The 25,463-nt window shown below is 61.4% G+C and carries 23 protein-coding genes; 6 read left to right on the top strand and 17 right to left on the bottom strand.

What is annotated here, in order from left to right; genetic code table 11:
* Nucleotides 1–52 precede the first annotated feature (52 nt).
* From IB245_RS16445 to IB245_RS16430, 4 genes are all read right to left on the bottom strand, one after another.
* Nucleotides 53–616, bottom strand: coding sequence for a rhomboid family intramembrane serine protease (locus IB245_RS16445; protein ID WP_008041319.1), 564 nt, complete (start codon nucleotides 614–616; stop codon nucleotides 53–55).
* A gap of 156 nt (nucleotides 617–772) precedes the next feature.
* The gene (locus IB245_RS16440) at nucleotides 773–1,471 is read right to left on the bottom strand and encodes a PspA/IM30 family protein (RefSeq protein ID WP_008041320.1); all 699 of its coding nucleotides are present in this window, start codon (nucleotides 1,469–1,471) and stop codon (nucleotides 773–775) included.
* A 25-nt stretch (nucleotides 1,472–1,496) separates the two neighbouring features.
* Complete coding sequence (locus IB245_RS16435; RefSeq protein WP_085988408.1) at nucleotides 1,497–2,078, bottom strand: YjfI family protein; 582 nt, start codon at nucleotides 2,076–2,078, stop codon at nucleotides 1,497–1,499.
* A gap of 1,003 nt (nucleotides 2,079–3,081) precedes the next feature.
* Entirely contained in the window at nucleotides 3,082–3,630 is a 549-nt protein-coding gene (locus IB245_RS16430) for a cysteine hydrolase family protein (protein ID WP_008044039.1), read from the bottom strand.
* Nucleotides 3,631–3,731: 101 nt separating this feature from the next.
* Here IB245_RS16430 and IB245_RS16425 point away from each other — a divergent pair, with 101 nt between their 5' ends.
* From IB245_RS16425 to IB245_RS16415, 3 genes are all read left to right on the top strand, one after another.
* Entirely contained in the window at nucleotides 3,732–4,730 is a 999-nt protein-coding gene (locus tag IB245_RS16425; protein ID WP_192228084.1) for a GlxA family transcriptional regulator, read from the top strand.
* A gap of 294 nt (nucleotides 4,731–5,024) precedes the next feature.
* Complete coding sequence (locus IB245_RS16420; protein ID WP_192228083.1) at nucleotides 5,025–6,134, top strand: DUF3182 family protein; 1,110 nt, start codon at nucleotides 5,025–5,027, stop codon at nucleotides 6,132–6,134.
* Nucleotides 6,124–6,882 carry an alpha/beta hydrolase family protein gene (locus tag IB245_RS16415; protein ID WP_008044043.1) on the top strand — a complete coding sequence of 253 codons (759 nt, stop codon included), beginning with the start codon at nucleotides 6,124–6,126 and terminating at the stop codon, nucleotides 6,880–6,882. Before IB245_RS16420 ends, IB245_RS16415 begins: the two co-directional genes overlap by 11 nt.
* 103 nt (nucleotides 6,883–6,985) lie before the next feature.
* Here IB245_RS16415 and IB245_RS16410 read toward each other — a convergent pair whose 3' ends face one another.
* The 5 genes from IB245_RS16410 to IB245_RS16390 form a co-directional block, all read right to left on the bottom strand.
* Nucleotides 6,986–7,972 carry a lysylphosphatidylglycerol synthase domain-containing protein gene (locus tag IB245_RS16410; RefSeq protein ID WP_192228082.1) on the bottom strand — a complete coding sequence of 329 codons (987 nt, stop codon included), beginning with the start codon at nucleotides 7,970–7,972 and terminating at the stop codon, nucleotides 6,986–6,988.
* Entirely contained in the window at nucleotides 7,959–9,254 is a 1,296-nt protein-coding gene (clsB, locus tag IB245_RS16405) for a cardiolipin synthase ClsB (RefSeq protein ID WP_192228081.1), read from the bottom strand. The genes IB245_RS16410 and clsB overlap by 14 nt, the downstream gene beginning before the upstream one ends.
* Entirely contained in the window at nucleotides 9,251–10,048 is a 798-nt protein-coding gene (locus IB245_RS16400; protein WP_008034453.1) for an endonuclease/exonuclease/phosphatase family protein, read from the bottom strand. Before IB245_RS16400 ends, clsB begins: the two co-directional genes overlap by 4 nt.
* A 287-nt stretch (nucleotides 10,049–10,335) precedes the next feature.
* Nucleotides 10,336–11,538: an MFS transporter gene (locus IB245_RS16395; RefSeq protein ID WP_192228080.1), complete on the bottom strand. Its 1,203-nt coding sequence runs from the start codon at nucleotides 11,536–11,538 to the stop codon at nucleotides 10,336–10,338.
* A 298-nt stretch (nucleotides 11,539–11,836) separates the two neighbouring features.
* Nucleotides 11,837–16,135, bottom strand: coding sequence for a DEAD/DEAH box helicase (locus IB245_RS16390; protein ID WP_192228079.1), 4,299 nt, complete (start codon nucleotides 16,133–16,135; stop codon nucleotides 11,837–11,839).
* A gap of 315 nt (nucleotides 16,136–16,450) precedes the next feature.
* On the opposite strand from IB245_RS16390, the gene IB245_RS16385 reads away from it, so the two are divergent.
* Both IB245_RS16385 and IB245_RS16380 read left to right on the top strand, forming a co-directional pair.
* Nucleotides 16,451–17,335 (top strand): sugar nucleotide-binding protein, encoded by an 885-nt coding sequence (locus tag IB245_RS16385; protein WP_032829110.1) that lies wholly within the window; start codon nucleotides 16,451–16,453, stop codon nucleotides 17,333–17,335.
* Nucleotides 17,328–18,257, top strand: a complete 930-nt coding sequence (locus tag IB245_RS16380) for an NAD-dependent epimerase/dehydratase family protein (protein WP_192228078.1) — start codon at nucleotides 17,328–17,330, stop codon at nucleotides 18,255–18,257. The genes IB245_RS16385 and IB245_RS16380 overlap by 8 nt, the downstream gene beginning before the upstream one ends.
* A gap of 182 nt (nucleotides 18,258–18,439) precedes the next feature.
* Here IB245_RS16380 and IB245_RS16375 read toward each other — a convergent pair whose 3' ends face one another.
* The 5 genes from IB245_RS16375 to IB245_RS16355 form a co-directional block, all read right to left on the bottom strand.
* Nucleotides 18,440–19,138 (bottom strand): OmpW/AlkL family protein, encoded by a 699-nt coding sequence (locus tag IB245_RS16375; protein ID WP_008042936.1) that lies wholly within the window; start codon nucleotides 19,136–19,138, stop codon nucleotides 18,440–18,442.
* A 223-nt stretch (nucleotides 19,139–19,361) separates the two neighbouring features.
* A complete protein-coding gene (locus IB245_RS16370) occupies nucleotides 19,362–19,880 on the bottom strand; it encodes a DUF3299 domain-containing protein (protein ID WP_032829112.1) in 519 nt (172 codons plus the stop codon).
* Between the two features lie 11 nt (nucleotides 19,881–19,891).
* Nucleotides 19,892–21,157, bottom strand: a complete 1,266-nt coding sequence (locus tag IB245_RS16365; protein ID WP_008033758.1) for an ABC transporter permease — start codon at nucleotides 21,155–21,157, stop codon at nucleotides 19,892–19,894.
* Between the two features lies 1 nt (nucleotide 21,158).
* Nucleotides 21,159–21,869 (bottom strand): ABC transporter ATP-binding protein, encoded by a 711-nt coding sequence (locus IB245_RS16360; protein WP_008033756.1) that lies wholly within the window; start codon nucleotides 21,867–21,869, stop codon nucleotides 21,159–21,161.
* Between the two features lie 158 nt (nucleotides 21,870–22,027).
* Complete coding sequence (locus tag IB245_RS16355; protein ID WP_192228077.1) at nucleotides 22,028–22,612, bottom strand: DUF2796 domain-containing protein; 585 nt, start codon at nucleotides 22,610–22,612, stop codon at nucleotides 22,028–22,030.
* Between the two features lie 135 nt (nucleotides 22,613–22,747).
* On the opposite strand from IB245_RS16355, the gene IB245_RS16350 reads away from it, so the two are divergent.
* Nucleotides 22,748–23,086 (top strand): hypothetical protein, encoded by a 339-nt coding sequence (locus IB245_RS16350; RefSeq protein ID WP_192228076.1) that lies wholly within the window; start codon nucleotides 22,748–22,750, stop codon nucleotides 23,084–23,086.
* A gap of 105 nt (nucleotides 23,087–23,191) precedes the next feature.
* On the opposite strand, the gene trxA is transcribed toward IB245_RS16350, so the two are convergent.
* From trxA to IB245_RS16335, 3 genes are all read right to left on the bottom strand, one after another.
* Nucleotides 23,192–24,064: a thioredoxin gene (trxA, locus tag IB245_RS16345; protein ID WP_192228075.1), complete on the bottom strand. Its 873-nt coding sequence runs from the start codon at nucleotides 24,062–24,064 to the stop codon at nucleotides 23,192–23,194.
* Between the two features lie 171 nt (nucleotides 24,065–24,235).
* A complete protein-coding gene (locus IB245_RS16340; RefSeq protein WP_192228074.1) occupies nucleotides 24,236–24,892 on the bottom strand; it encodes a class I SAM-dependent methyltransferase in 657 nt (218 codons plus the stop codon).
* Nucleotides 24,889–25,353, bottom strand: a complete 465-nt coding sequence (locus IB245_RS16335) for a YbaY family lipoprotein (protein WP_032832770.1) — start codon at nucleotides 25,351–25,353, stop codon at nucleotides 24,889–24,891. The genes IB245_RS16340 and IB245_RS16335 overlap by 4 nt, the downstream gene beginning before the upstream one ends.
* Nucleotides 25,354–25,463 lie beyond the last annotated feature (110 nt).

Genomic DNA, 25,463 nt, shown 5'->3' with positions numbered 1-25,463 from the left:
GTACTCATTCCTGGCGACGTTATCGCCTCGGCGTCTGAATGCTCAAGTGCGGTTAACCGGCGGCATTAAACCTGCTGCGCGGCGCAGAGAAAAGTACCTTGGCTGCAATAAATCCGGCGAGCGCCCCAAAGAGATGTCCTTCGAAGGACACACCCTGACGCGGAAGGAAGCCAAAGACCAGGCCGCCATAGAGCAGCGCCACGACGCTGGCCGTGATCAGGTTGCCCCAGCTGCGGTGAAACCAGGCGCGGGACAGGAGGTAGGCCCACAGCCCGAATACCCAGCCGCTGGCGCCAATGTGCACGCCGGAAAACCCGAACAGCCAGACCAGTGCGCCGCCCAGCAGAATGATGATCGCGCTGACGGCCAGGAACCGGTTGAGCCCGTCGACAATGACCAGGGTGCCCAGAATCAGGAAGGGAATCAGGTTGGCGCTGAGGTGCGCAAAGGACGCGTGTAAAAAAGGCGAGGTGATGATGCCGACCAGTCCGTGGGCTGTTCTCGGCACCAGGCCGAATGCCACAAGGCTGTAGCCGGTCGCAACGTTGAGCAGTTGCAGCGCCACCATGAAAATGGCGAGGCTGGCGATTGTCTTGAAACCCTTCAGGGCATCCATCCTTGACCTCGATTCAACGAAAAACTGAAACGCATATCCAATGTGGGAGCGAGCCTGCTCGCGAAGAGGGAGTGTCAGTCAACATTAATGTCGTCTGACAAACCGTAATCGCTAGCAGGCTAGCTCCCACAGGTTATGCATCTGCGACTGAGTGGGTTACTCAGCCGATTTCTGCTTCAGGCGCTCCAGGATCGCGTTGGCGCTGCCCGCGTCCGGCGTGATGCCGGCTTCGCGCAGTTTGCGCTCCAGGTCGGTGCCGGTCGATGCATCGGCCAGTTGGTCCTGGGCTTCCAGTTCAGCGGCGCGTTGCTGCTGCTTGGCTTGCAAGCGGTTCAGCGTGCCGACTGCGGTTTCCAGTTTGCCGTTGGCGCCGCCGCTGGCGATGGATGCGCTGACCTGGGCTTTCTGCACGCTTTCACGGGCCTTGGCCATGTCCACTTGCTGGCGCAGGCTCTTGATGCGGCTTTCAGCCTTGGTGATGTCTTTGCGCATGTTGTCCGCATAACCGCCGAATTCGGTGGCCTGCTTCTGCTCGACATCCAGCTCGTTGGTCAGGGTCGAAATGGCTTCGGCCACTTCCAGTGCCAGGTCTTCGCGGTTGGCCTGAATGGCGGCCAGCGCCTTGGATTCCAGGTCCTTGATCTTGGCGTTGTACTCGCTGACGCGATCTGCGGACAGTTTGTGCTTGGCCATGATGGTGACCAGCTCACGCTTGGCGTTGGCCAGCGCGCTGTCGGCATCGCGGATTTCCTGGTCGAGGATGCGCAGGGCCTGTTGGTCGACGATCGATTCGCCGACTTCATTGGCACCGCCACGCAGTGCGGTGAACAATTTGCTCCAGATGGACTGAGTCATTGGATTTTCCCTGATTCCCGAATAATTAATTGAAAAAACGTTCGAAGGCTTCGCTGGCGCGCTGCACGTTGTCGACGAGGGTTTTGACCTCGGTCACGACGTTGGTCAGGCTCGAGTCGGAGCTGAGCGCGCCAAACATGTTGTAAACGACCTGCCCGTTAGGCATGGACTCGATGCCGATCGACGACAGCGGGAACATTTCCCGGCTGCGCAGCACGGCATCATTGAAGGCCGGCACGTCCTTGATCGACTCGACGTCGACCAGCACGGTATCGACGATGATCTGGTCGCCCACTACCGCGATGTAAATCGGCAAGCCACCGAAGTCGTTCATTTCCAGCTTGATGCTGGATTCGGAACCTTGGACGAGGGAGAGGGTGATGTCGTTCGAGACCACTTCGTCCAGGGCTTGAAGGGCGCTGTAGAGGCGATCGATGTTCCAGTTGTTACCTGCGCTCATGTAATTCTCCGACATGAATGAGCCAGCCAGGATCGGTTGGCGTAGCTGTTTCTCCATCTGCTTGAGCAGGCTTCGGTTTTCGGGAAGCACCCAAGTCTCGTGTTTTACATAACCGGCGGCACCCAGGCCCGCGCGCATCTGCTTCATGTAGAAGCTCGACGGTTTTTTCGCGGACGGTTTCGAGCGCTCTCCCTTGCGGCTTGCTGAATCGTTCACAGACCCGGAAGGCGGATCTGATGGAGAGCTGCTGTTCATGGTGCTGACCTCGTTGTGAAAAACTCACGCGTGAGAAACACTACAGGCAATTTTCGCTGGGCTCAATAGCTCACGCGTGAGATTTTTTTATGGGTGGTGGGGTGTATATCCATTATTTGGGTGATGGCGGATATTGGTTTCGCCCTTACGGCGAGTCACTTGGAAAAGCCCCAAGTAACCAAGGGCTCTTGCCCCTTTCGTTCGGTGCCTCGCCTAGGCTCGGCATGCCCTCGCTCCGGTCCTGCTCCGTGGGCCCGCCGCGATCGGCCATCCCTGGCCGTGCGCGGCTAACCCGGCATCCATGCCGGGTTACCCACTACGCAGAACCTGCGCTCGGCCTCTCGAGGGGGCGCTCAGATCAAAAGCGGAAGGCGAGCTAACGCTCGGCCTGATGAGTGGTGGGAATCAAAAGCGTACGCGATTCCCTGTAGGAGCGAGGCTTGCCCGCGAAAAACGACCGGACAACGCGTTCACTCAGACGGCCCGCGTTATCGTTGACGTCCATCGCCAGCAAGCTGGCTCCTACAGGGGAGCGGTGCACATGTCGGGAATGAGTGAACGCATCAAAAAAGGACAACGCGAACAACTGAAGAGCCAGGTCGGCTTTCAGGCCGCCTCGGCGGCTGTGGCGGTAGTCGCCCCCTCGAGAGGCTGAGCGCAGGTTCTGCGCAGTGGGCAACCCGGCATGGATGCCGGGTTAGCCGCCCCCGGCCATGGATGGCCGATGGCGGCGGGCCCACGGAGCAGGACCGGAGCGAGGGCATGCCGAGCCTTAGCGAGGCACCGAACGAAAGGGGCAAAAGCGCTTTGGTTACTTTCGCGCTTTTCGAAAGTGACTCGCCGTAAGGGCGAAACCAATAGCAGCCGTTACCGCAGCAACGGATATGTACTCACCTCACCCAGCCAGAAACTCGCCAGTAGACACCACACGAGCATAGGCAAAACCCAACGCCGACATGAACGCAGCATGAACATGGGCAGCCGGAACCGTAAGTCCGTTGAACTCCAGATCCCGCGAGGCACAGGCGTCATGAATGACAGTGACGGCGTAACCCATGTCGGCGGCCGCACGGGTAATGCCATCGACGCACATGTGACTCATGCTGCCAACCACCACCAACTCCTTGATACCCTGCTCGTCGAGAATTGACTGCAATTCAGTTTCGCGGAACGAGTTGACGAAGTGCTTGAGCACCACCGGCTCGTCGGCGCGGTTCAGGACTTTGGGATGCAGCTTCGCGCCTTCGGAGCCCGGGGTGAAGAAGGGCGCTTCGTCGGAAGTGAACTCGTGGCGAATGTGCACCACCGAATCACCGGCATCACGAAAAGCTTTGAGCAGGCGTACGGCGTTATCCGCAGCCGCGTCCGCGCCTACCAGCGGCCACTTGCCCTGGGGGAAGTAGTCGTTTTGGATATCAACTACGATGAGTGCTTGCTTGGCCATGACTGTTTCCTCGAAGTGTGTGTGGGTGTGGAATGAAGTATTGGCTCTGGCGGACCGTCCGAGGATTGGCCGCACCGACAATAGAAGGGGGAAAACTGACAATGGACGTACAAAGGGCAATCGCCGAGCTGGGCGTGCTGATTTATCCCGGCGCGCAGATGGCGGCGGTGCACGGGCTGACCGACTTGTTCGGCGTGGCGAACCGGATTGCCGCTGACTATCAAGCGGCGCAGTTGCCGTTGTTGCGGGTCAGCCATTGGCAGGTCGATGGCGATCAATCACCCCAGCGCATCTACGACAGCCATCCCGCGCCGGACGGTGCATTGGTGGCGGTGTTGATCCCGCCGTCGATTGGCGGTTTTTCCGAAGGCCAGGCGCCGCAAGGCTTGCTGCGCTGGATTCGTCAGCAGCACGCACAAGGCGCGACCCTCGGCGGCGTCTGCGTGGGCTCGATTCTATTGGCTGAGAGCGGATTGCTCGACGGCCGCAGCGCCACCACCCACTGGACGTCGGCCAAGGCGTTCGCCGAGCGTTATCCGGCGATCAAGCTCAAGGCCGATACGCCGATTGTCGATGACGGCGACTTGATCACCACCGCCGGGTTGATGGCCTGGTCCGAGCTGGGTTTGCGTCTGGTCGACCGATTGCTGGGGCCGAGCATCGCCACCGGCACTGCGCGGTTTCTGGTGGTGGAACACAGCGACAGTGCGAGTGAATGTGGCAGCAACTTTTCACCGATCCTCAGCCACGGCGACGCCTCGATTCTCAAGGTTCAGCATTGGCTGCAAAGCACCGGCGCGACCGACGTGTCGCTGGCGACCATGGCTGAACGGGCAGGGCTGGAAGAACGCACCTTCCTGCGCAGATTTCGTGCTGCAACCGGGCTCAAACCCACCGAGTACTGCCAGCACCTGCGGGTCGGCAAGGCCCGGGAAATGCTTGAATTCACCAACGGCACCATCGACCACATTGCCTGGACCGTCGGTTATCAGGACCCGAGCGCCTTTCGTGCGACGTTCAAGAAAATCACCGGGCTGGCGCCGAGTGATTATCGGACGCGGTTTGGGGTGACGCCGGCTGCCGCATCGGTCCGTCAGTGAACTTCAATTCAATGTAGGAGCGAGCCTGCTCGCGAAGAGGCCGTGACGGTCAGCATCTATGTCGCCTGAAAGGTCGCTTTCGCGAGCAGGCTCGCTCCTACAGTGGGTCTATGCAAGGCTTTGATCGTGCAAAATGCCGGGAGCGAAGTGGCCGTCGTGCAGAATGAGACAGGCTCATTGCTATCACCGAATCGGCAACTGATTGAATTGCCGATTATTTCAAATCAGCTGCCGTTGGCCTGATCTCTGCACCCCTACCACTACATTCATCAAGCGCCGATTGAAGGGGGACGCATGACCCCAACAAACAGCAAGAAACTGGTGGTCGCCCATTCGGTGCGGCCCGACGCGCCACAGCACGAAGTCGAAACCAATCACGCATTGGCCCGTTGGCTGGCGCAGGTTCTCGGGTTCAAATTCGGCGGCAGCTACGACCCCGAACACCACAGCGGTCGCGATCTTTATCTGCTGCCGACACAAACCATTGTCGGCGCTGCGGCCGCGCGGCAATTGGGCGTCAAGGGCCCGGAGGATTTGTGGGGCGGCTACGTCGAGCATGATTTCATCTGCACCAAAGCCATCAGCCACGGCTTGCGCAACAAAAACGCTTTTGCGCCGCACGGCTGGTCGCCGTTGTTTTGCGAACGGGTGCGCAACGTGGTGCTCGAGGGGCTCAGCGTGTTCTCCCTCGACGATGCGCGCCCTGCGGCGGAGTATTTGCTCGATAGCGGACCGATTCGCCTGAAACCGATCCATGCCTGCGCCGGACGCGGTCAGGAGGTGATCCAGAGCCTCGACCAATTCGATGCGATCCTCGACAGACCCGATGCCAAGGCGCTATTCACCGAAGGTGTGGTGTTGGAGCAAGACCTGACCGAGGTGGTGACCCACAGCGTCGGCCAAAGCTTCATTGGCGACACAGTGCTGAGTTACTGCGGTGATCAGTATTTGACCGCAGACGGTCATGGCGAGCAGGTTTATGGTGGTTCCAATCTGCTCGTGGTGCAGGGCGGCTACGACGAGCTGCTCGAACTGCAACTGCCCGACGACGTGCGGCTGGCCATCCGCCAAGCGCAAGTGTTCGACCGTGCGGCGGACGAGGCCTATCCCGGTTTCTATGCCTCGCGGCGCAACTACGACATCGCGCAAGGCCTGGACAGTAACGGCACACAGCGCAGCGGCGTGCTTGAGCAGTCCTGGCGCATGGGCGGTGCCAGCAGCGCCGAAGTGGCGGCGTTGCAGAGCTTCGTCAACGACCCGCAGATGAGCGCGATTCGTGTGTCTTCGGTGGAAACCTACATCGATCAAGCGCTGCCGGCGGACGCCATCGAGGTGTACCGCGGGCCGGCGCACAACAGTGAATTTCTCCTCAAGTACGTAACGGTCAAATCCTATGACGGCTAGAAGCGAAACCATTCAGATCGACATCGACGATGAGCAGATGAGCGGGACTTTTCTCAGCCCCAAATCGAAGGTCCCCGGCGTGCTCTTCGTGCACGGTTGGGGCGGCAGTCAGGAGCGTGATCTTGAACGGGCCAAAGGCATCGCAGGTCTGGGCTGCGTGTGCCTGACGTTCGACTTGCGCGGGCACACCGGCGGCACCGGCATTCCACTGACGCGGGTTTCCCGCGAAGACAACCTGCGAGATCTGCTGGCGGCGTACGACCGATTGCTCGCGCACCCTGCGCTCGACACCTCAGCGATTGCTGTGGTCGGCACCAGTTATGGCGGTTATCTGGCTGCGATTTTGACCTCATTGCGCCCCGTGCGCTGGCTGGCGCTGCGGGTGCCGGCGTTGTATCGCGATGAGCAATGGCACGCGCCCAAGCGCGAACTGGACAAGCTCGATTTGCGTGATTACCGCAGCACGCTGGTGCGGGCCGACAGCAATCGCGCGTTGCATGCCTGTTCGCAATTTACCGGGGATGTGCTGCTGGTGGAGTCCGAGACTGACGACTATGTGCCCCACGCGACCATCATGAGTTACCGGGCGGCGTGTCAGCAGACGCACTCGCTGACCCACCGCATCATCGACGGCGCCGATCACGCATTGAGCGAGCCGGTTTCGCAGCAGGCGTATACGTCGATCCTGGTGGACTGGATTACCGAGATGGTGGTGGGTGAGCGGTTGAGCATTATCCAGTCGACGTAAGAGCGGCGGTGGATTCTTCGCGGGCAAGCCTCGCTCCTACAGGAAGCGCGCGAACCCCGTAGGAGCGAGGCTTGCCCGCGAAGGCGTCCTTACAACCACCCAATCACTCGGGTTTTTTCGCAATCCGCAACGACTTCGCCTTGGCCTCCACAATCAAATACATCACCAACGTAATCAACAGCGGCAAGATGAAATAAATCGCCCGATACGCCAGCAACCCCGCCACCAGGCTCCCCCGCGAAGCCTCATGCTGCAGCAACGCCACAAACACCGCCTCCAACACCCCGAGCCCCGCCGGAATGTGCGTGATCACCCCGGCAATTGCGCTGATCAACAACACGCCAAGCACCAGCGGATAATCCAGCTTGCTCGGCAGAAGGGTGAAGATCACCGCCGCCATCAGCGACCAGTTCAGCGCCCCGAGCGCCAGTTGCAACACCGCCATGCGCAGGGACGGCAGGTTGATTTCGACGCCGCGAATCGCCCACTCCCGCCGCTTGGAATACTGACAGGCCGCCAGGTATCCCGCGCTCACCAACAGCAACAGCACCCCCACGCCCTGCAACGCACCACTGCTGAGTTTCCAGCCCGGTGGCATGCGCACCAGCCCGCTGCTGAACATCGCGCCGGCAATCACCATGTAGCCGAACCAGTTGGTCGCCAGGCTCAGGCCGAGGATTTTCGCGATGTTGCTTTTGCTCACGCCGAGCCGCGAGTAAAGCCGGTAGCGCATGGCAATGCCGCCGACCCAGGCACTCAGGTTGAGGTTAAAGGCGTAGCTGATGATCCCCACTGGCAGGATCTGTTTCCAGGTCAGGTCCTGACGAATATAGGTGCGGCCAATCAGGTCGAAACAGGCGTACACCAGAAAACTCACCAGCGTCAGCCCGGAGGCGATGACCAGCGTGCGCACCTTGAAATCGGCGAGGGTGTCGAACACCTCGTTCCATTCGATGCGTTGGGCCAGCATCGTGAACAGGACGATCAGCGCCAGGAAAAACAGCATCGTCAGCGGTTTTTTCCAGCGACTCCAATGCGACTTGTGCGGGCTCTCGGCGTGAGGCGCCGAATGGGATTCAGCGCGGCTCATGGTGATCGCCCCCGGCGAGGTGGGTGAAGGGCTTCAGGCGTGGCTTGTGTGCCGGCAGCCAGCCGGCCCACGCCGGGAAGTGCCGCAGGAAGTGGAACACCAGAAAACCGACGGTCATGTGCCAGACCCGTCCGCGTGGGGATGTGTCCGCACACATGGCTTTGCAGTGGTTGTCGCTCAGCCTCTCGAGGCGTTCGAACAAATCGCGGTTGAAGGCGCGATCGCGGATCAGCACATTGGCTTCCAGGTTCATCGCCAGGCTCAGCGGGTCGAGGTTGCTCGAGCCGACGGTGCTCCAGTCTTCGTCCACCAGCGCGACTTTGCCGTGCAGCGGGCGCTCGCAATATTCGTGAATCTGCACCCCGGATTTGAGCAGATAGTCATAGGTCATGCGTGCCGCCAGTTTGGCCACCCTCATGTCTGGCTGGCCTTGCAGGATCAGTCGCACTTCGACGCCTCGCCGCGCGGCGTTGCGTATCTCGCGCAGCAAGCGATAACCGGGAAAGAAATAGGCGTTGGCAATCACCACGCGACGCTGGGCGCTGCGCAGGACATGTCGATAAACCTCTTCGATATCGGTTTGATGATCACCGTTGTCGCGGTACACCAAACGGACCTGGCCATCGTGATCGTTGAGCGCCAGTTCCGAGCGCCGCTGCCGCCGGCGTTGCCACCAGTATTTGGCGCGGGCCGGGCGACCGCTTTGCAGCAGGGCGAAATGATGAATGTCGGTCACCGCCGGGCCTTGCACTTCAACCGAGTAATCCTGTTTGGCCTCGGGGCCGAAGTCAGCCAGATGGTCGGCGGAAAAGTTGATCCCGCCGATGAACGCAATCGTGCCGTCGACCACCACGATTTTGCGGTGCAGGCGTCGGAACCAGTTGGTGCGAATACCCAGCCGCTTCGGTGCCGGGTCAAATATTTGCAGGTGCACGCCGGCCTCGCTCAACGCGGTGAGGTAATCGGTGCTCAACTCGCCACAACCAAACCCGTCGAGACTGGCCGTGACGCGTACGTCGCGTTGAGCCGCGTCGATCAGCACGTGCTGCAGCTCTTCGCCGACCTTGTCCTCGAAAACGATGAAGGTTTCCAGGAGGATTTCAGTCTTGGCCTGGCGCATGGCTTCGAATACCCGCGGGAAATATTCTTCGCCGTTTTCCAGCAGCTCCACCCGGTTGTTGCCCTGCCAACCGTATTCAACGTCGACCACGCCGGGCTCACGCACGGGCGGGTTGGTGGGCACGTGATCCACGGTGGTTTTTTCCATCGGTGCGCTGCTCATAGCTCGATCTCCACCGATAGCGGTGCATGGTCGGAGAGGTGGGACCAGGGCCGCGCCGCCAGGACTTGCGGACGGCTGGCCTTGAGGTTGCGCACGTAGATGCGGTCCAGGCGCAAGGCCGGCAAGCGCGCCGGAAAACTGCGCGCCGGTTTGCCGTGGAGTTCGGCGAAGACCTCGCGCAAACCACAGGGTTTGAGCATTGCATCGGCGCGCTGACGCCAGTCGTTGAAGTCACCGGCGACAATCACCGGCGCGTCGCTCGGCAATTCTGCGAGGCGTTGGGTCAGCAGCTTCAGCTGTTCATTGCGATGGGTTTCGCGCAGCCCCAAATGGACGCAAATCGCGTGCACCTCCGGGCCATCGACGGGCAAGCGCAATACGCAATGCAGGATGCCGCGGTTTTCGTGCCCGCTGATGGACACGTCGAGGTTGTCGTGGCGAATGATCTGGAATTTCGACAACAGCGCATTGCCGTGATCGCCTGCCGGGTACACCGCGTTGCGTCCGTAGGCGAACTGCGGCCACAGCGTGTCGGCGAGGAATTCGTACTGCGGCATCGTCGGCCAGTTGCTGTAACGCTGGGGATGGTGCTCGTGGGTGCCGTGGACTTCCTGCAAAAACACCACGTCGGCGGACACGCTGCGCACTGCTTCGCGCAACTCCGGCAGGATGAAACGCCGGTTGAGCGCGGTGAAACCCTTGTGCGTGTTGACCGTCAGCACGGTGAAGCGGCGTACGGCGTTCACGGTTCCTGACGAGTCATCGTCGGGGTTGAACTGCTCGGCGCGGTTCATGGCGACACGCCTTGTGCTGCAGGCTCGCCGGAGGCAAAGAAGCGCCAAGCTGAAATACCGCTGTGATTCCCCGCCATGTCGCCTCCCGTCTGATGGTCCCCGGTTGCCCCTGTCTTTTGATGACTGCGGGGCAAGCGAGAAAGTTTCGACGGGACTACAGACGGTACAAACCTTGAATGGACACACGGACCTGTAGGAGCCGGCTTGCTGGCGATAGCGGTGTGTCAGTCACATCCATGTTGAATGTGCCACCGCGATCGCCAGCAAGCCGGCTCCTACAAGGGTAATCAGTGACCGGCGACTATGCGGGTTGAACCCGCGGCGTACACCGGGCCGAGGCGATCGAGGCGACCGCTCCATGCGGTCAGCGCCAGCGCCACCAACACCACCAGACCACCGATCCACGCGGTATGGATCAGGCCCATGTGGGCGACGATCAAACCACCGCCCCACGCGCCACCGGCAATGCCGAGGTTGAACGCCGCGATGTTCAGGCCGGAAGCCACGTCCACCGCATTCGGCGTGTGATGTTCGGCCTGGCGCACCACATACACCTGCAAGCCAGGCACGTTGCCGAAAGCGACCGCGCCCCAGACCAGCACGGTGGCCAGCGCCAGCCACGGGTTGCCGGCGGTGAAGGTCAGCACGAACAACACAGCAGCGAGCAGGGCGAAGATGATTTTCAGGGCTTTGATCGGGCCGCGTTTGTCGGCCAGTTTGCCGCCCCAGATATTACCGACGGCCACCGAGATGCCGTACACCAGCAACACCAGGCTGACGGTGCCGGCGCTGAAACCAGAGATGTCTTGAAGAATCGGTGCAAGGAACGTGAAGGCGATGAACGAACCGCCGTAACCGACTGCCGTCATGGCATACACCAGCAACAGGCGTGGTTGTTTAAGGACCCGCAACTGCTCCAGCAGCGAAGCCGGTTTGCTGTGGGTGATGTTTTTCGGCACGTAGAGCAGGCTGCCGATGAACGCAATCACACCCAAAGCAGAGACAGCGAGGAAGGTTTCACGCCAGCCGAAATGCTGACCGATGAACGTCCCCAACGGTACGCCGGTGACCAGCGCCACCGTCAGACCAGTGAACATGATCGCAATCGCGCTGGCGGCTTTTTCCTTCGGCACCAGGCTGGTAGCGATGGTCGAGCCAATCGAGAAAAACACCCCGTGGGCCAGGCCGGTGACGATTCGCGCAATGATCAGCGATTCGTAGCTCGGCGCTTTCCACGCCAGCAGGTTGCCAAGGGTGAACAGCACCATCAGCGACAACAGCAGCATTTTGCGCGGGACTTTGCCGGTGAGGGCGGTCAGCACCGGGGCACCGATGGCAACGCCCAGGGCATAGAGGCTGACCAGCAGGCCGGCGGACGGCAGGCTGACGCCGAGGTCGGCGCCGATAGTGGGTAACAGGCCAACGATGACGAACTCGGTCGTCCCGATGGCGAAGGCGCTGAGGGTCAGCGCGAGCAAGGCAATGGGCATGGCTGCAACTCCGGTGGGTTGATTGATGGAGCGCAGTGTCGGGGATTGGGTTGTGCGGAAAAATAGAGGTATTGGCATTTGATATTTGCCCTGAGCGCAAATATCACTCCCACAGAAACACACGGTCCCTTGTAGGAGCCGGCTTGCTGGCGAAGGCGGCCTCATATACGCCGCCGTTCTCGAGGGCCTCATCGCCAGCAAGCCGGCTCCTACAAGGGTTGTGTGTAATCCAGGGTTTTTATGTGGCACCGGACCTGTAGGAGCTGGCTTGCCAGCGAAGAGGCCGGCCCGGACAGCATCAATGCCGGATCAGCTTGTTGCGTATTTCACTCGTCGATTCCATCCAGAAAACCTGCTGGCCAGCGATCTCGGCAGCCACCGGCAAACCATCGCGGTACACCAACCGATTACTCGTCAGTGCCGGTACTTTCACTCCGGGTAAAAGCGTGCCGGCGAGGTTCAGCGGATCAACCCCGCACACGGCAATCAGACTCCCGTCATGCGCCCGCCGCCGCACTTCGCGCAGTAACGGAATCGCCTCGGGCAAGGCGAACTGTTCACCGGCCAAACCACTGACAAACCGCCCGCCGCGAATCTCGCCGCGAGCCTCCAGCCGATGGAACGTGCGCAGCAATTCGCGCCAGTTCGGCAACCAGTCTGCTTCGCGTTCCAGCAGGCGCCAGAACACCACGCCGTAGCGGCGCAGCAAGGTCATGGCGATGTGTTCCAGGGTGTCGCTCGGCGTTGTATGTTTGTTATCCACCACCGGCGCTGGCGCCCCGCGTCGAAGCAAGGCCCAGCGTCCGGCGTCATCCATGCCTCCGATAAACGCCCCGCGTCCGCGTCGGCTGCTGCGATTCTGCCGTTTACTGGCCGGCGTGATCAGCGCCCGCAAACCGGCAAAACTGTCGGCGTTCACCAGCCCGGCGCCGACCAGTTCCTGCAAGGCGATTTCCAGCTCCGAGCGCAGCAGATGCGCCTCGTGAATCAACTCATCGAAAAACAGCGCGCCATGTTGGCTGAGGGCTTGGTAAACCTTTTGGGTTTTGGGTGACAGGTCGCTGACCGGTGTCTGTTCGGTCAGACCGCTCCACAACCCGACCTGGCTGCGCGGCAGCAACACAATCGGCGTGCTGCGCAGCGCCGTGCTGACGCTTTTGTTGTGTGCGGTCAGGCGGGTCCAGACCAGTTTGCCGCTACGGCACAGGTCATCCAGCCAACTCGCCGAATAGCCTTTGATCCGTGCCGCAAGAATGTCGCTGTCCCAGGCTGAAGCGGCGGCGGGATAGCCTTCGAACTGAGCGACGATGGCGGGCAGCACCGCATTGCCCTGGCCTTGAGTCGAGGCAGAAAGATGCTGCCAGTCGAACAGGAATCGCATGAAATCCTGCAGCGCCACCGGCTCGATTTCTCGCCGCAGACGCTTGACCGTGTAGCGATGAATTCGCGCCAGCAGATGCCGCTCGCACCATTCTTCCTGATCGGCGCCGGGGGTAAAGTGGCCGCGCAGCACATACCCTTCGCGCTCCAGTTGCGCGAGTGCCTGGTTGACGTGAGTCGCAGGTAATCCCAGAGGTTTGGCAATCGCGCTCAGCGGCAACGGACCAAAAGCACTGAGCCGTGCGCGGATGACTTCCAGCACCGCTTCGTCCGACTCCCAGGCTTCATCAAAACCGGGTAGCGCCTCCAGCGGTGGCGAAAAATTTGCCTGTGGATAAATGGCGCGCAGGCACGTCAGCCGTTCCACCGCCAGCCACAGCAATTGCCCGGCATCGATCTGCAAACGACTGGCGCGACCGCTCTCGGCAAGGGCATTCAACCAATCAATCCACTGCGCATTGGCCTGCGCCTCGGCATCGGCGATGCACGCGAGGCTCATCAACGTCTCGTGCATTTCATCGGCATTGGTCGGCGTCGGCCAGGCCTCATCGCGCACCGCTTGAATGGCCTCGGCATCCAGCGCGCCGAGGTCGTCGGTGGACTGCGGATCGGTCCAGCGCCGGTTGAGCACGGCTTGGGTGCGGCGCTCTTCCAGCGGCGCGTCGTCAAGAAAGGTGTAAGGCCGGGCGCTGAGTATTTCGGCGGCCAGTGGCGAAGGCGCTGGCAGGTCGCGGCTGATCAGACGAACGTCGCCGCGTTCCATGCGCCGCAACAACGTCAGCCAGCCTTCGCAGTCCATGGCTTCGTGGAGGCAATCGTCGAGGGTCTGTTCCACCAGTGGATGATCGGGAATCTCCCGTTCGCCGGCGAGGTGTTCCACGCAGGCGATCTGGTCGGGAAACACGCTGGCGATCAGGTCTTCGCTTTTCATCCGCTGAATCTGCGGGGGGACTTTGCGCCCGCCGCTGTAACGCGGCAACGCCAATGCGACGCCGGCATTCCAGCGCCAGCGCACGCCGAACAGCGGCGCATCGAGCACCGCTTGAATCAGCAGGTGTTCGGCGCTGTTGCTGTGCAGGTAGCGCCAGACCTCATCGAGCTCAAAGCTGTGGCTGGTGGACAGCGACAACACGATCGCATCTTCGCTGGCGGCAGCCTGCAATTCGAAGTTGAAGGTGCGGCAGAAACGCTTGCGCAGGGCCAGGCCCCAGGCGCGGTTGATGCGGCTGCCGAAGGGCGTGTGGATGATCAGTTGCGTGCCGCCGGACTCATCGAAAAAGCGCTCCATCAACAGCGTGTCCTGCGAGGGCAGGGCGCCCAATGTCAGGCGTGCGCGGGCGAGGTAATCCACCAGTTGTCCGGCGCTGTCGAGGTTCAGGCCGAGGGTTTCGGTCAGCCAGTCGAGGGCTGGTTGCAAGTTGCCGGGCGTGGTGCCGAGCAGGTCGTCGAGTTGCGCTTGCAGGCGCGCCACGGCGAAGGACAACTCCGCGCTGCGCCCCGGCGCTTCGCCGAGCCAGAACGGAATGGTCGGCGGCTGGCCGTGCGCATCTTCGACCCGGACCTTGCCGGTTTCGACCCGCAGGATTCGGTACGAGGTGTTGCCCAACTGAAAGACATCACCGGCGATGCTTTCCACGGCGAAGTCTTCGTTGACGCTGCCGATGTTCAGCCCTTGCGGTTCCAGCAGCACGCTGTAGTCGGCGTTGTCCGGGATGGTGCCGCCGCTGGTCACGGCGGTCAGTTTGCTGCCGCGCCGACCGCGCAACGTACGCGTCACGGCGTCGCGGTGCAGGTACGCGCTGCGGATACCCTGGCGACCGTTGTAGCCTTCGGCGAGCATCTGCAGCAGCGCCTGATAATGTTTTTCGTCGAGGTCAGCATAGGGCGAAGCATTGCGGAACATCTCCAGCAGCGCGTGCTCCGGCCATTCCTGGCAACTGACCTCGGCGATGATCTGCTGGGCCAGTACGTCCAGCGGCGCTTGAGGAATCTGCAAGGTGTCGAGTTCACCCCGGCGCACGCAGTCGAGCAGGGCGGTGCATTCGATCAAATCGTCGCGGGTGGTGGCGAACAATCGGCCCTTGGGCGTGCCGCCGACCTGGTGGCCGGAGCGGCCGACCCGTTGCAGGAATCCGGCAATCGAACGCGGCGATGAGATCTGACAGACCAGATCGACATCGCCGATGTCGATCCCCAGTTCCAGCGACGCCGTGGCGATCAGCACTTGCAGGTCGCCGCACTTGAGGCGCTGTTCGGCATCGAGGCGAAACTCCTTGGCCAGGCTGCCGTGGTGGGCGGCGACTGCTTCCTTGCCGAGACGTTCGCTCAAATGCCGGCTCAGGCGTTCGGCCAGCCGCCGGGTGTTGACGAAAATCAGTGTGGTGCGGTGTTCGCGGGCGAGGACGGCGAGGCGGTCGTAGACCAATTCCCACACATCGTTGGCCATCACCGCCGACAGCGGCACCGGCGGTACTTCGATGCCTAGATCCCTTGGACGGGCGTGGCCGATGTCGATGATTTCGCATGCGCGATCACGACCGACCAGAAAGCGTGAAACTGCTTCGATGGGTTTTTGCGTGGCGGACAGGCCGATGCGCATCAACGGTGCTGCGCATAACGCCTGCAAACGCTCCAGACTCAGGGCCAGATGGCTGCCGCGTTTGCTGGCAGCGATGGCGTGGATCTCATCGACGATCACCGTGCGCGTGGTGCCGAGCATTTGCCGGCCGGAGTCAGAGCCGAGCAGCACGTAAAGGGACTCCGGGGTGGTCACCAGAATGTGCGGCGCGGTCTTGCGCATCGCTGAGCGTTCTTTTTGCGGCGTGTCGCCGGTGCGCACGGCGGTGTTGATCTGCAACTCGGGCAGGCCCAGCGCACGTAACTGTTCAGTGATGCCGGCCAGCGGGTTTTGCAGGTTGATCTGGATGTCGTTGGACAAGGCTTTGAGCGGCGAGACGTAGACCACCAGTGTTTCGTTGGGCAGCCCGTCTGCGGTTTCCAGGCCACGGTGAACCAGATCGTCGATGACGGCGAGAAACGCGGTGAGGGTTTTGCCGGAGCCGGTGGGCGCGGCGATCAGGGTCGAACGGCGCTGACGGATCAGCGGCCACGCCCGGGCCTGGGCGGCGGTGACCGTCGGGAAGGTGCTGCTGAACCAGGCGCTGACGGCGGGGTGGAAGCCTGCCATGGCCGCGTCCGTGGGGATGGGCAGATTCATGGAGTAATTTATGCGGGTGGGGTGAGGAAGATGCAAGTACCGCTCAAGACCTTTGCTGGCCTTCAGGGCCTCTTCGCGGGCAAGTCGGATCGCCGCCCGCTCGCTCCTACAGGTTTCACGCGTGGCCTTGTAGGAGCGAGGCTTGCCCGCGAAGAGGCCATCAGCAGCACCACAAATCCCGGAGATCTACACTTTACGGATGACGGTTGCGCACTAAACCCGCAAAATGCAACGATTCCGGCAACTATCGACGGCACTGCCCGCGAGCGGTGCCGATAAAGCCATTGATCCAATCAGACTGGGCCTGCTGACTCTATGCGAATGCGCCTTATGTTACTGGGCGGCGGAAATGCCCTTGGGCAGGCGCTGATTCGCCTCGGTGCGGAGGAAGACATCGGTTTCCTCGCCCCCCGCCCACCGCAAGACGGCTGGGATGCCGCGAGCCTGACGCAACTGCTCGACGACACGCGCCCGGACGCGTTGATCAACCTCGCCTACTACTTCGACTGGTTCCAGGCGGAGACGGTCAGCGAATCGCGTCTGGCCGGGCAAGAGCGTGCAATCGAGCGTCTGGCCGAACTGTGCCAGCATCACAACATCGTTCTGCTGCAACCCTCGAGCTATCGGGTGTTCGACGGCTCGCGGGCGACCGCCTACAGCGAAAAAGACGAGCCGGTGCCGCTGGGCCTGCGTGGTCAGGCCTTGTGGCGCATCGAGCAAAGCGTGCGCGCGACCTGCCCGCAGCATGTGCTGCTGCGGTTCGGCTGGCTGCTCGATGACAGCCCCGACGGCACCCTCGGGCGTTTCCTGTCCCGTGCCGAAAAACCGGAAGAACTGTTGATGGCCGATGACCGTCGCGGCAACCCGACGCCGGTCGACGACGCGGCCCGGGTGATCATTTCGGTGCTCAAGCAACTCGATTGCGCGGCGCCACTGTGGGGCACCTACCACTACGCCGGGCACGAGGCGACCACGCCGCTGGCGCTGGGGCAGGCGATTCTCACCGAAGCCCGCGCATTGCATCCGCTGGCCATCGAAGCACCGACCGCCCAGGCTCACGCCGCACGTCCGGACGCTGCCGAAGAGCCGCAACACGCGGTGCTGGCCTGCAAGAAAATCCTTCACACCTTCGGGATCAAGCCCCGCGCCTGGCGTGCGGCACTCCCTGGCTTACTGGACAGGTTCTATCGCCATGGCTGACGGCCCTGTTTTAATCACCGGCGGCGCGGGCTTCATCGGCTCGCACCTGACCGACGCCTTGCTCGCCAAGGGCCATTCGGTACGGATTCTCGACGACCTGTCCACCGGCAAACGCAGCAACCTGGCGCTGGATAATCCTCGCGTCGAGCTGATAGTCGGCGACGTCGCCGATGCCGCCCTGGTTGCTCGCGCAATGGTCGGTTGCAGTGCGGTCGCGCATCTGGCGGCCGTGGCGTCGGTGCAGGCTTCGGTGGATGATCCGGTGAAGACTCACCAGAGCAATTTCATCGGTTCGCTGAATGTCTGCGAAGCCATGCGCCAGAGCGGCGTCAAACGTGTGCTGTTTGCCTCCAGCGCAGCGGTCTACGGCAACAATGGCGAAGGCCAGTCGATCGACGAAGACACGCCCAAGGAACCGCTGACGCCGTATGCGTCAGACAAGTTGGCCAGTGAACATTACTTTGATTTCTACCGTCGCCAGCATGCGCTGGAACCGGTGATTTTCCGCTTCTTCAACATCTTCGGCCCGCGCCAGGATCCGTCCTCGCCGTACTCCGGGGTGATCAGCATTTTCAGCGAGCGCGCGCAAAACGGCCTGCCGATCACCGTGTTTGGCGATGGTGAGCAGACGCGGGATTTTGTTTACGTCGAAGATCTGGTCGACGTGCTGGTGCAAGCCATCGAAAAACCGCAGGTTGAAGTCGGCGCGGTCAATGTCGGCTGGAACCAGGCAACCACGCTCAAGCAAATGCTGGAAGCGTTGAAAGTGGCGGTCGGTGAACTGCCGCCAGTGAGCTACGGCCCGGCGCGTTCGGGTGATATCCGCCATTCGCGGGCGAACAATCAGCGACTGCTGGAGCGGTTTTCCTGCCCGGCTCAGACGCCGATGAGTGTCGGCCTGGCGCGGTTGCTCGGTCGTTAGAACACTGTGATCAGCTAAGACTTTCGAACACCGCAAACTACTGTGGGAGCGAGCCTGCTCGCGATAACGGCAGATCAGTCAACATCTATGTCGACTGATAGACCGTAATCGCGAGCAGGCTCGCTCCCACAGGTTTTTTCACCTTCATTGCCAGCGTTCAAACACCACCACATGTTTGCTCGTTAGAACTTGTAACCCAGGCCCACCATGTAGATGAACGGGTCCACGTCGACATCGACCTTGGCACGGGTGCCTTGTGCCACGGCGTTGTTTTCCACGGTGGCGGTGGTATCGATGTCGATGTAACGCACTTGGGCGTTGAGCATGATGTTGTCGGTGATCATGTAGTCGGCACCGACCTGAAACGCCATGCCCCAGGAGTTGTCTGCCTTGAAGTTGCTGAAGCCATTGGCGCTGGCCTCGCTGCCGACGTGCTCGTCGTAGATCCAGGTGTAGTTGATACCGGCGCCAACGTACGGTTGGAATGCAGACTTGCCGTCCAGTGGGTAGTAGACAACGCTCAAGGTCGGCGGCAGGTGTTTCAGGCTGCCGAGTTTGCCGTTGGCCGCGCCCAGCACGGTGCCTTTGAGCTTCACGTCATGTTCGAATGGCGTGGCCGCGAGCAGCTCGATGCCCCAGTGGCTGTTGAGCATGTAAGCGAAGTTCAGACCCAGTTGGGTGTCGCTGCTCATGGTGGCCTTGCCACCCAGATTGGTACCTGCCAGCGGGCCTTGATCGACTTTGACGTCGGAGCTGTCGGCTTTCGGGTTGACGGTGATTGCACCGGCACGAAGGAGGATGTCGCCGGCTTCGTGGGCGTGGGCGAGCGGGGCTGCGAGCGCGAGGGCAAACAGCGAGGCGCTGAGCAAGGACTTGTGCATGGAGGCTCCAGAGGACGTTAAAAATGTTCGATGTCCAATGGTACGGAGCGGTCTGGTCCGGTCTTTTGACTCAGCTCAATGAAACGGTGATGGCACGTTTTTTTGCGGAACCTTTGAGGATGCCTTCGCGGGCAAGCCTCGCTCCTACAGGTGTGGCGCTAACCTGTAGGAGCGAGGCTTGCCCGCGAAGGCGTCTACTGAAACAACACATGACTACCGGGATTCACTCCGGCAATTCATAGATATAAATCTTGTCCGCCTCCATCTGATACCCCGCATCCGCCAACTCACTGGTCGATGCTTTAACCTGCAACGCCCCCTCAATCCAATAAGGCTGATACAGCTCGTCCAGCTTCACGCCGACTTCGCTTTTGACATGCACGATCTGGTTCGACGGCGGTGGCGGCACATGGATGCAGGCGCCGAAATACGGCACCAGCAGAAACTCTGTAGTGCGGCCTTCTTCACTCACTTCCAGCGGCACGATGTAGCCCGGCAGGCGGATGCTCTGGCCGTCGAGGCTCTTCACCACCGGTGCATTGGGCATGTCCTGTTTCGCGGCTGGCGCCGACTCGGCGGACAGCGCGCTGCCCATCTGCGAGAGGTCGTGCAGGGGTGTCATGTTCGGCACTTCCGGCGCGGCGTCCGGCGGGATCATTTCCGACCAGGTCAGCTCTTTCGGCTCGGCGGCCCACAGCGGCAAGGCAACCAGCATCAACAGCGCAAGCAAAGCGCGGGGCATCATTAACGTCCTCATAGTCGGATCGACAGGCCATCGGCCAGGGATTGGCGATACGCGCGCCACGCCGGCACGCTGCCCATCAGCAGCGCGGCGATCAGGATGCCACCGAGCAGCGTCCATTCATATTCGCTGGGCCACGCCAGCGGCAGAAACAGACCGTAATTGGCCTGCACGTAACCTTGCGCAGCGGCGATGCCCACATAAAGCAGGGCCACGCCGGCGATCACGCCCGACAGCGCCAGGGCGAACGCCTCCAGCACCAGCAACGTCGCGATGTGCCATGGCCGCGCGCCCACCGAACGCAGAATCGCCATCTCGCGCCGACGTTCATTGAGGCTGGTGAGGATCGCCGTGAGCATGCCGATCAACCCGGTCAGCACCACAAACAGCGAGACCACGAACAAGGCTTTTTCTGCGGTGCTCATCAAACTCCACAACTCTTGCAGCGCCACGCCCGGCAGGATCGCCAGCATCGGTTCGCCACGGAATTCGTTGATTTCGCGCTGCAGGGCAAAGGTCGAAATCTTGCTGTTGAGGCCGAGCATGAACGCGGTGATCGCTTGCGGCGTCAGGTCCATGTTGCGTGCCTGATCAGCACTGATCCGACCGTTGCCGCGCGCCGGCACGCCGTTGTGCCAGTCGATGTGAATCGCTTCCATGCCACCGAGGCTGATGTGCAATGTACGGTCCACCGGCGTGCCGGTGCGTTTGAGAATGCCGACCACGGTGAACGGTTTGTCGTCGTGCTTGACCAGGCTGATCACCGCCACGCCGTGGGCCAGCACCAGTTTATCGCCGAGTTTGTAGTGCAGTGCATCGGCCACTTCGGCGCCGAGCACCACTTCGAACGGATCGGTGGCGAAGGCGCGACCGTCAGCCAGTTCCAGGTGCTGTTGATGACCGTACTGGTAATGCTCGAAATACGCCTCGGTGGTGCCCATCACCCGATACCCGCGATGGGAATCGCCCAGCGACATCGGGATCGCCCACTTCACTTTCGGGTTGTTGGCGAAGTGCTCGAAGCTGTCCCAGCGGATGTTGTTGGTGGCATTGCCGATGCGGAACACCGAGTACAGCAGCAGGTTCACTGAACCGGAGCGGGCGCCGACGATCAGGTCGGTGCCGCTGATGGTGCTGGCAAAACTGGCCTTGGCTTCGGTGCGCACGCGTTCCACGGCCAACAGCAGGCAGACCGACAGGGCGATGGCGAACGCGGTGAGGATCGCGGTGAAGCGGCGGTTAGCCAGGCTGGCCATGGCTAGACGAAACAAATACATCTCAAACCTCTGCAGGCGTGGCGGCGCGATTGAGTTCGGCCAGCGACAGGTTGCGATCGAACAGCGGCGCGAGGCTTTGGTCGTGACTGACGAACAACAGGCTCGACCCGGCTTCGCGGCATTCGGCGAACAACAGGCGAATGAAGTTTTCGCGGGCGTCGTAATCCAGCGCGGAAGTCGGTTCGTCGGCGATCACCAGCTCCGGCTGACCGATCAACGCACGGGCGGCGGCGACGCGTTGCTGTTGGCCGATGGACAGCGAGTCGGCGCGGCGACCGAGGATGCTTTCATCCTTCAAACCCAAATGAGCGAGCAAGGTTGCCGCCGCCTGATCGACGCTGCCATGACGCTGGATCGCCCGTTCGGCGCGCAGCCTGGAGAAGTGGCAGGGCAGCTCGACGTTCTCGCGCACCGAGAGAAACGGCAGCAGGTTGAACTGCTGGAAGATGTAGCCGGTGTGATCGACGCGAAAGCGATCACGCGCCCCGGCACCGAGTTCGGTCAGTTCCTGGCCGAGCAGGCGAATGCTGCCGCGATCGGGCTTTTGCACGCCACCGAGCAGGCCGAGCAGGGTGGTCTTGCCGCTGCCGCTGGGGCCTTTGAGGAACAGGGTTTCACCCGGTTCCAGGCGAAAGGCCGGGATGTCCAGCAGCGGCGGGTGACCGGGCCAACTGAAGCCCAGGTCGGACAGTTCGATGAGTGCTTGGGTCATAACACCGGTTTCATTGGGTTGTCTCAATTTCACATGCAACACCAATCCCTTGTAGGAGCGAGGCTTGCCCGCGAAGGCATACTGCCAGTCGACATCAATGTTGAATGTGACGACCTCTTCGCGGGCAAGCCTCGCTCCTACAGGGGGCGGTGGTGGGTTCAGAATTTCAGGGCGGCCGCCTTGGCCGTCACTTCTACCCCTTGCTGCCCGCTCGGGCTGATCAGTTGTACCTGAATTTTCTGGGTCGCCGGGAACGTGTTGAAGAGGTTTGTCAGATCCAGGGTTTTCAGTGCGCCCGGCGTCGCGCAGGTGAACTGGTAGTGAGCGTGGATTTCGCTGTGGTCGTGGTGATGCTCGTCTTTGGCATCGTCGTCATGATCATCATCGGCATCCGGCTTGTCACCGAACAGCGGGCTTTCCAGTTCCTGAGTCGCGACCACGCAACCCGCCGCTTTCGGCAGGTTGAACAGGGCCAGCGGTTTTTCAAGTTGTGCACGGGCGGTGGCGACTTTGGCTTTGTCGGCGTCGCTGGCGGCCGCGTGTTCGAAACCCACCAGGTTCATCGCCGGGCTTTCCAGCTCCAGCTCCAGGGTCTGACCGTCCAGCGCTGCGTTCAGGCGACCGACACCATGCTCGTGGGCACCGAGGCTGCCGTGTTCATGGTCGTGATCATGCTCATCGGCGGCATGGGCGATGGCCAGCGGCAACAGGGCAAACGGCAAAGCGAGCAGCAGACGGCGCATGGCGGGTCTCCGAAAAGTAAAATGAAGAATTTGTTATGTAATCTTATAACGTAAGTGCGAGGAGTTTGACCGGCTACTTGGCGTTGCACAAGTCCCATGGGAGCATGCAGGTCAGAAATGTGCGGGAGCGAAACCATGTTGCGTATACGCGGAAGCATCGGCGACTGGCCGGTGGATTTGACCCTGGAGATGGATGACGCTGACTGGGCGCGGCTCGGAGCGCAGGTGCAGGTGGTCAAGCCAGAGGTCAGTGCGACGCCGGCCAAACCGGTGAACCAGGATGATGCGCAGTGGCAGGTCGCAAAGGATCTGCTGCGCAAGGCCGGGCAACTGAGCGGGCCGGATTTGCTGGAGCAACTGGAAGGTTTGACTGGCAGCGCAGCGTCGGGCAAGCGACTGCTGGTGCGGTTGCGGCATAGCGCGGAGGTGAAGGTGGAGAGTGGCGGTGATACGCCGCTGTATCGCTGGCTGTAGAAATGCGTTGTTTTTGCGGCCGCCATCGCCGGCAAGCCGGCTCCTACAGGTTCGTGCAAATCCTGTAGGAGCCGGCTTGCCGGCGATGAACGAAAACGCGGTCTGTCAGTACAGCGCAGCAAACAACTTGCGGCGATACGTGGTCACCAACGGGTGATCATTGCCCAGCAATTCGAACACTTGCAGCAACGTCTTGTGCGGCAAGCCTTCGCTGTAGCTGCGGTTGCGCACGAACAGCTTGAGCAACGCATCCAGCGCCGCGTCGTACTGCTGACGGGCCAGTTGCTGGATCGCCAGTTGATACACCGCTTCATCGTCCTGCGGATTCTTCGCCAGGCGCGCCTTCAAGTCGGCGGCATCCGGCAAGTCCTTGGCCTGGCCGAGAAACTGGATCTGCGCTTTTGCACCGGCCAATGCGGCCTTGTGTTCATCGCTTTTCACCGCGTCGAGCACGGTTTGCGCTTCACCCAGCTCACCCCGTTCAGTCAGGCAACGGGCATACAGAATCAGCGCTTTGGCGTTGGTGTTGTCTTCGCCCAGCAGCACTTTGAGAATGGCTTCTGCGTCAGCGAAACGGCTCTCGTCAAACAGCGCCTGAGCCTGTTCAAACGGATCAGCCGCCGCCGGTGGCGGCATTTGTACGTGAGGTTCGAGCATGGCGCGGACGGCGGATTCCGGCTGCGCACCGGCAAAACCGTCCACCGGCTGGCCATCCTTGAACAACACCACGGTCGGCAAGCTGCGGATACCGAAGCGAGCGACGATGTCTTGTTCCAGATCGCAGTTGACCTTGGCCAGCAGCAACTCGCCCTGATAGCTCTCGGCGATGGTCTGCAGCATCGGCATCAGCACTTTGCAGGGCGCACACCATTCGGCCCAGAAATCCACCAGCACCGGTTTGTGGAAAGAGTTCTCGATCACCGACTGGTCGAAATCGGCAGTCGTGGCGTCGAAGATGTACGGCGTTTGCTGACTCATGGGGGATCTCGTAAAAGCGTGAATGGGGCAACTATACGGCTTGGCGGGGGGTGGCTGAAAGTGTGCGCAGTCTGACAGATGGCCTTCGCGGGCAAGCCTCGCTCCTACAGGTCCGCGTCGTTATTAAGAGCGGCACTAAACCTGTAGGAGCGAGGCTTGCCCGCGAAGCTTTTAAGCGCGCCGCGCGTGATACAGGCTCACATACCGAAACTCTTCAGGCTCGGCCAGATCCGGCAAGGTCATCGCTTCGAGCATTTCGATGCGTTGATACAACGGATGACGAAAATCCCTCACCCGCGAATCCGCCACCAGTGCCTCACGGCCGCGACTCAAAAACGCATCGAGCAGCGGCAGATTCTCCCGGTCGTACAGCACGTCGGCCACCAGGATCAGATCAAAGCGATCCGCCTCGGCGAAAAAGTCCGTCGAGTAATTCAGTTCCACTTCATTGAGTTCGGCATTCGCCCGACAGGCGGCAATCGCCAGCGGGTCCAGGTCGCACGCCACCACTTCCAGCGCCCCGGCCTTTACCGCGGCAATCCCCGCGACGCCGGAACCGGCACCAAAATCCAGCACGCGTTTGCCTTTGACCCACTCGGGGAATTCAGCGAGGTAGCGGGCCATCGACAACCCGCTGGCCCAGCAGAAACTCCAGTACGGCGGTTCATGCAGGATCCGCCGGGTTTCTTCCGGGCTGAAGGCGCGGTCCATGTTGTCGCCGTCGATCAGCCAGAGTTTCAGGGCGGTATCGGGCAAGGCGACCGGGACAAGTTGTGCATCGCCCAGTAACTCCCCCAACGCCTGTTGCAGGTCGAGCGGTGCAATCATGGCGCTTTGACGAATTGCAGTTGACCCAGGGCCTGGGTCGTCGGCTGGGTGATGACTTGCGACGGCAGGTGCAGAATCAGCTGGCCGGACTGGCTGGCGCGGCCTCGCAGTTCCACGCGGGCACCGGCCGGAAACGAATCCGGGTTGAAGCGCAGGTGAAACGGCAATACCTGATTGGTGCCGATCAGGCTGGAGCTGGCGAGCAATTGTTGCGGGCGATCCTTTTCATCGATCACCAGCAGCGCCAATTCGACTTCGGCACCGGCCGGCACGCCTTGCAAGGTGCCGCTCAATTCACGCTGATAAGCGGGCAGCGGACCGAGGTTGGCGGACTCGCGGGCTTTTTTCTGCGCCGCCTGTGGAGCGGGGCCGGGCGTAGGCGGCTGGGGCTTGGGTGCATCGCTGCTGCAGGCCACCAACAGGCTGAAAAGGCTGAGCAATACGAGCGGTCTGAGTGACATTTGCGGCTCCAGCAAGGTGAAATCCATGGATCATTCTCTATAGCCAGTCTGTATACCGCAAACCCTATGGCTTGTCTTGCCACCGGGATGCGCTACCATGGCCCTCCCTT

The organism is Pseudomonas sp. PDM02 (assembly GCF_014852285.1).
GTDB lineage: Bacteria > Pseudomonadota > Gammaproteobacteria > Pseudomonadales > Pseudomonadaceae > Aquipseudomonas > Aquipseudomonas migulae.
The sequence above is the reverse complement of the archived record's forward strand: the minus strand, read 5'-3'. Positions and strand labels throughout refer to the sequence as shown.

Bases quoted from the DNA above. Each gene is read 5' to 3' on its own strand.
- clsB (WP_192228081.1), bottom strand. From the start codon at position 9,254: ATGAGCAGCGCACCGATGGAAAAAACCACCGTGGATCACGTGCCCACC.
- IB245_RS16430 (WP_008044039.1), bottom strand. From the start codon at position 3,630: ATGGCCAAGCAAGCACTCATCGTAGTTGATATCCAAAACGACTACTTC.
- IB245_RS16340 (WP_192228074.1), bottom strand. From the start codon at position 24,892: ATGATTGCACCGCTCGACCTGCAACAGGCGTTGGGGGAGTTACTGGGC.
- IB245_RS16435 (WP_085988408.1), bottom strand. From the start codon at position 2,078: ATGAAGCAGATGCGCGCGGGCCTGGGTGCCGCCGGTTATGTAAAACAC.
- trxA (WP_192228075.1), bottom strand. From the start codon at position 24,064: ATGAGTCAGCAAACGCCGTACATCTTCGACGCCACGACTGCCGATTTC.
- IB245_RS16440 (WP_008041320.1), bottom strand. From the start codon at position 1,471: ATGACTCAGTCCATCTGGAGCAAATTGTTCACCGCACTGCGTGGCGGT.
- IB245_RS16355 (WP_192228077.1), bottom strand. From the start codon at position 22,612: ATGCGCCGTCTGCTGCTCGCTTTGCCGTTTGCCCTGTTGCCGCTGGCC.
- IB245_RS16400 (WP_008034453.1), bottom strand. From the start codon at position 10,048: ATGAACCGCGCCGAGCAGTTCAACCCCGACGATGACTCGTCAGGAACC.
- IB245_RS16365 (WP_008033758.1), bottom strand. From the start codon at position 21,157: ATGTATTTGTTTCGTCTAGCCATGGCCAGCCTGGCTAACCGCCGCTTC.
- IB245_RS16350 (WP_192228076.1), top strand. From the start codon at position 22,748: ATGTTGCGTATACGCGGAAGCATCGGCGACTGGCCGGTGGATTTGACC.
- IB245_RS16390 (WP_192228079.1), bottom strand. From the start codon at position 16,135: ATGAATCTGCCCATCCCCACGGACGCGGCCATGGCAGGCTTCCACCCC.
- IB245_RS16415 (WP_008044043.1), top strand. From the start codon at position 6,124: ATGACGGCTAGAAGCGAAACCATTCAGATCGACATCGACGATGAGCAG.
- IB245_RS16410 (WP_192228082.1), bottom strand. From the start codon at position 7,972: ATGAGCCGCGCTGAATCCCATTCGGCGCCTCACGCCGAGAGCCCGCAC.
- IB245_RS16360 (WP_008033756.1), bottom strand. From the start codon at position 21,869: ATGACCCAAGCACTCATCGAACTGTCCGACCTGGGCTTCAGTTGGCCC.
- IB245_RS16385 (WP_032829110.1), top strand. From the start codon at position 16,451: ATGCGAATGCGCCTTATGTTACTGGGCGGCGGAAATGCCCTTGGGCAG.
- IB245_RS16425 (WP_192228084.1), top strand. From the start codon at position 3,732: ATGGACGTACAAAGGGCAATCGCCGAGCTGGGCGTGCTGATTTATCCC.
- IB245_RS16370 (WP_032829112.1), bottom strand. From the start codon at position 19,880: ATGCCCCGCGCTTTGCTTGCGCTGTTGATGCTGGTTGCCTTGCCGCTG.
- IB245_RS16445 (WP_008041319.1), bottom strand. From the start codon at position 616: ATGGATGCCCTGAAGGGTTTCAAGACAATCGCCAGCCTCGCCATTTTC.
- IB245_RS16395 (WP_192228080.1), bottom strand. From the start codon at position 11,538: ATGCCCATTGCCTTGCTCGCGCTGACCCTCAGCGCCTTCGCCATCGGG.
- IB245_RS16380 (WP_192228078.1), top strand. From the start codon at position 17,328: ATGGCTGACGGCCCTGTTTTAATCACCGGCGGCGCGGGCTTCATCGGC.
- IB245_RS16375 (WP_008042936.1), bottom strand. From the start codon at position 19,138: ATGCACAAGTCCTTGCTCAGCGCCTCGCTGTTTGCCCTCGCGCTCGCA.
- IB245_RS16335 (WP_032832770.1), bottom strand. From the start codon at position 25,353: ATGTCACTCAGACCGCTCGTATTGCTCAGCCTTTTCAGCCTGTTGGTG.
- IB245_RS16420 (WP_192228083.1), top strand. From the start codon at position 5,025: ATGACCCCAACAAACAGCAAGAAACTGGTGGTCGCCCATTCGGTGCGG.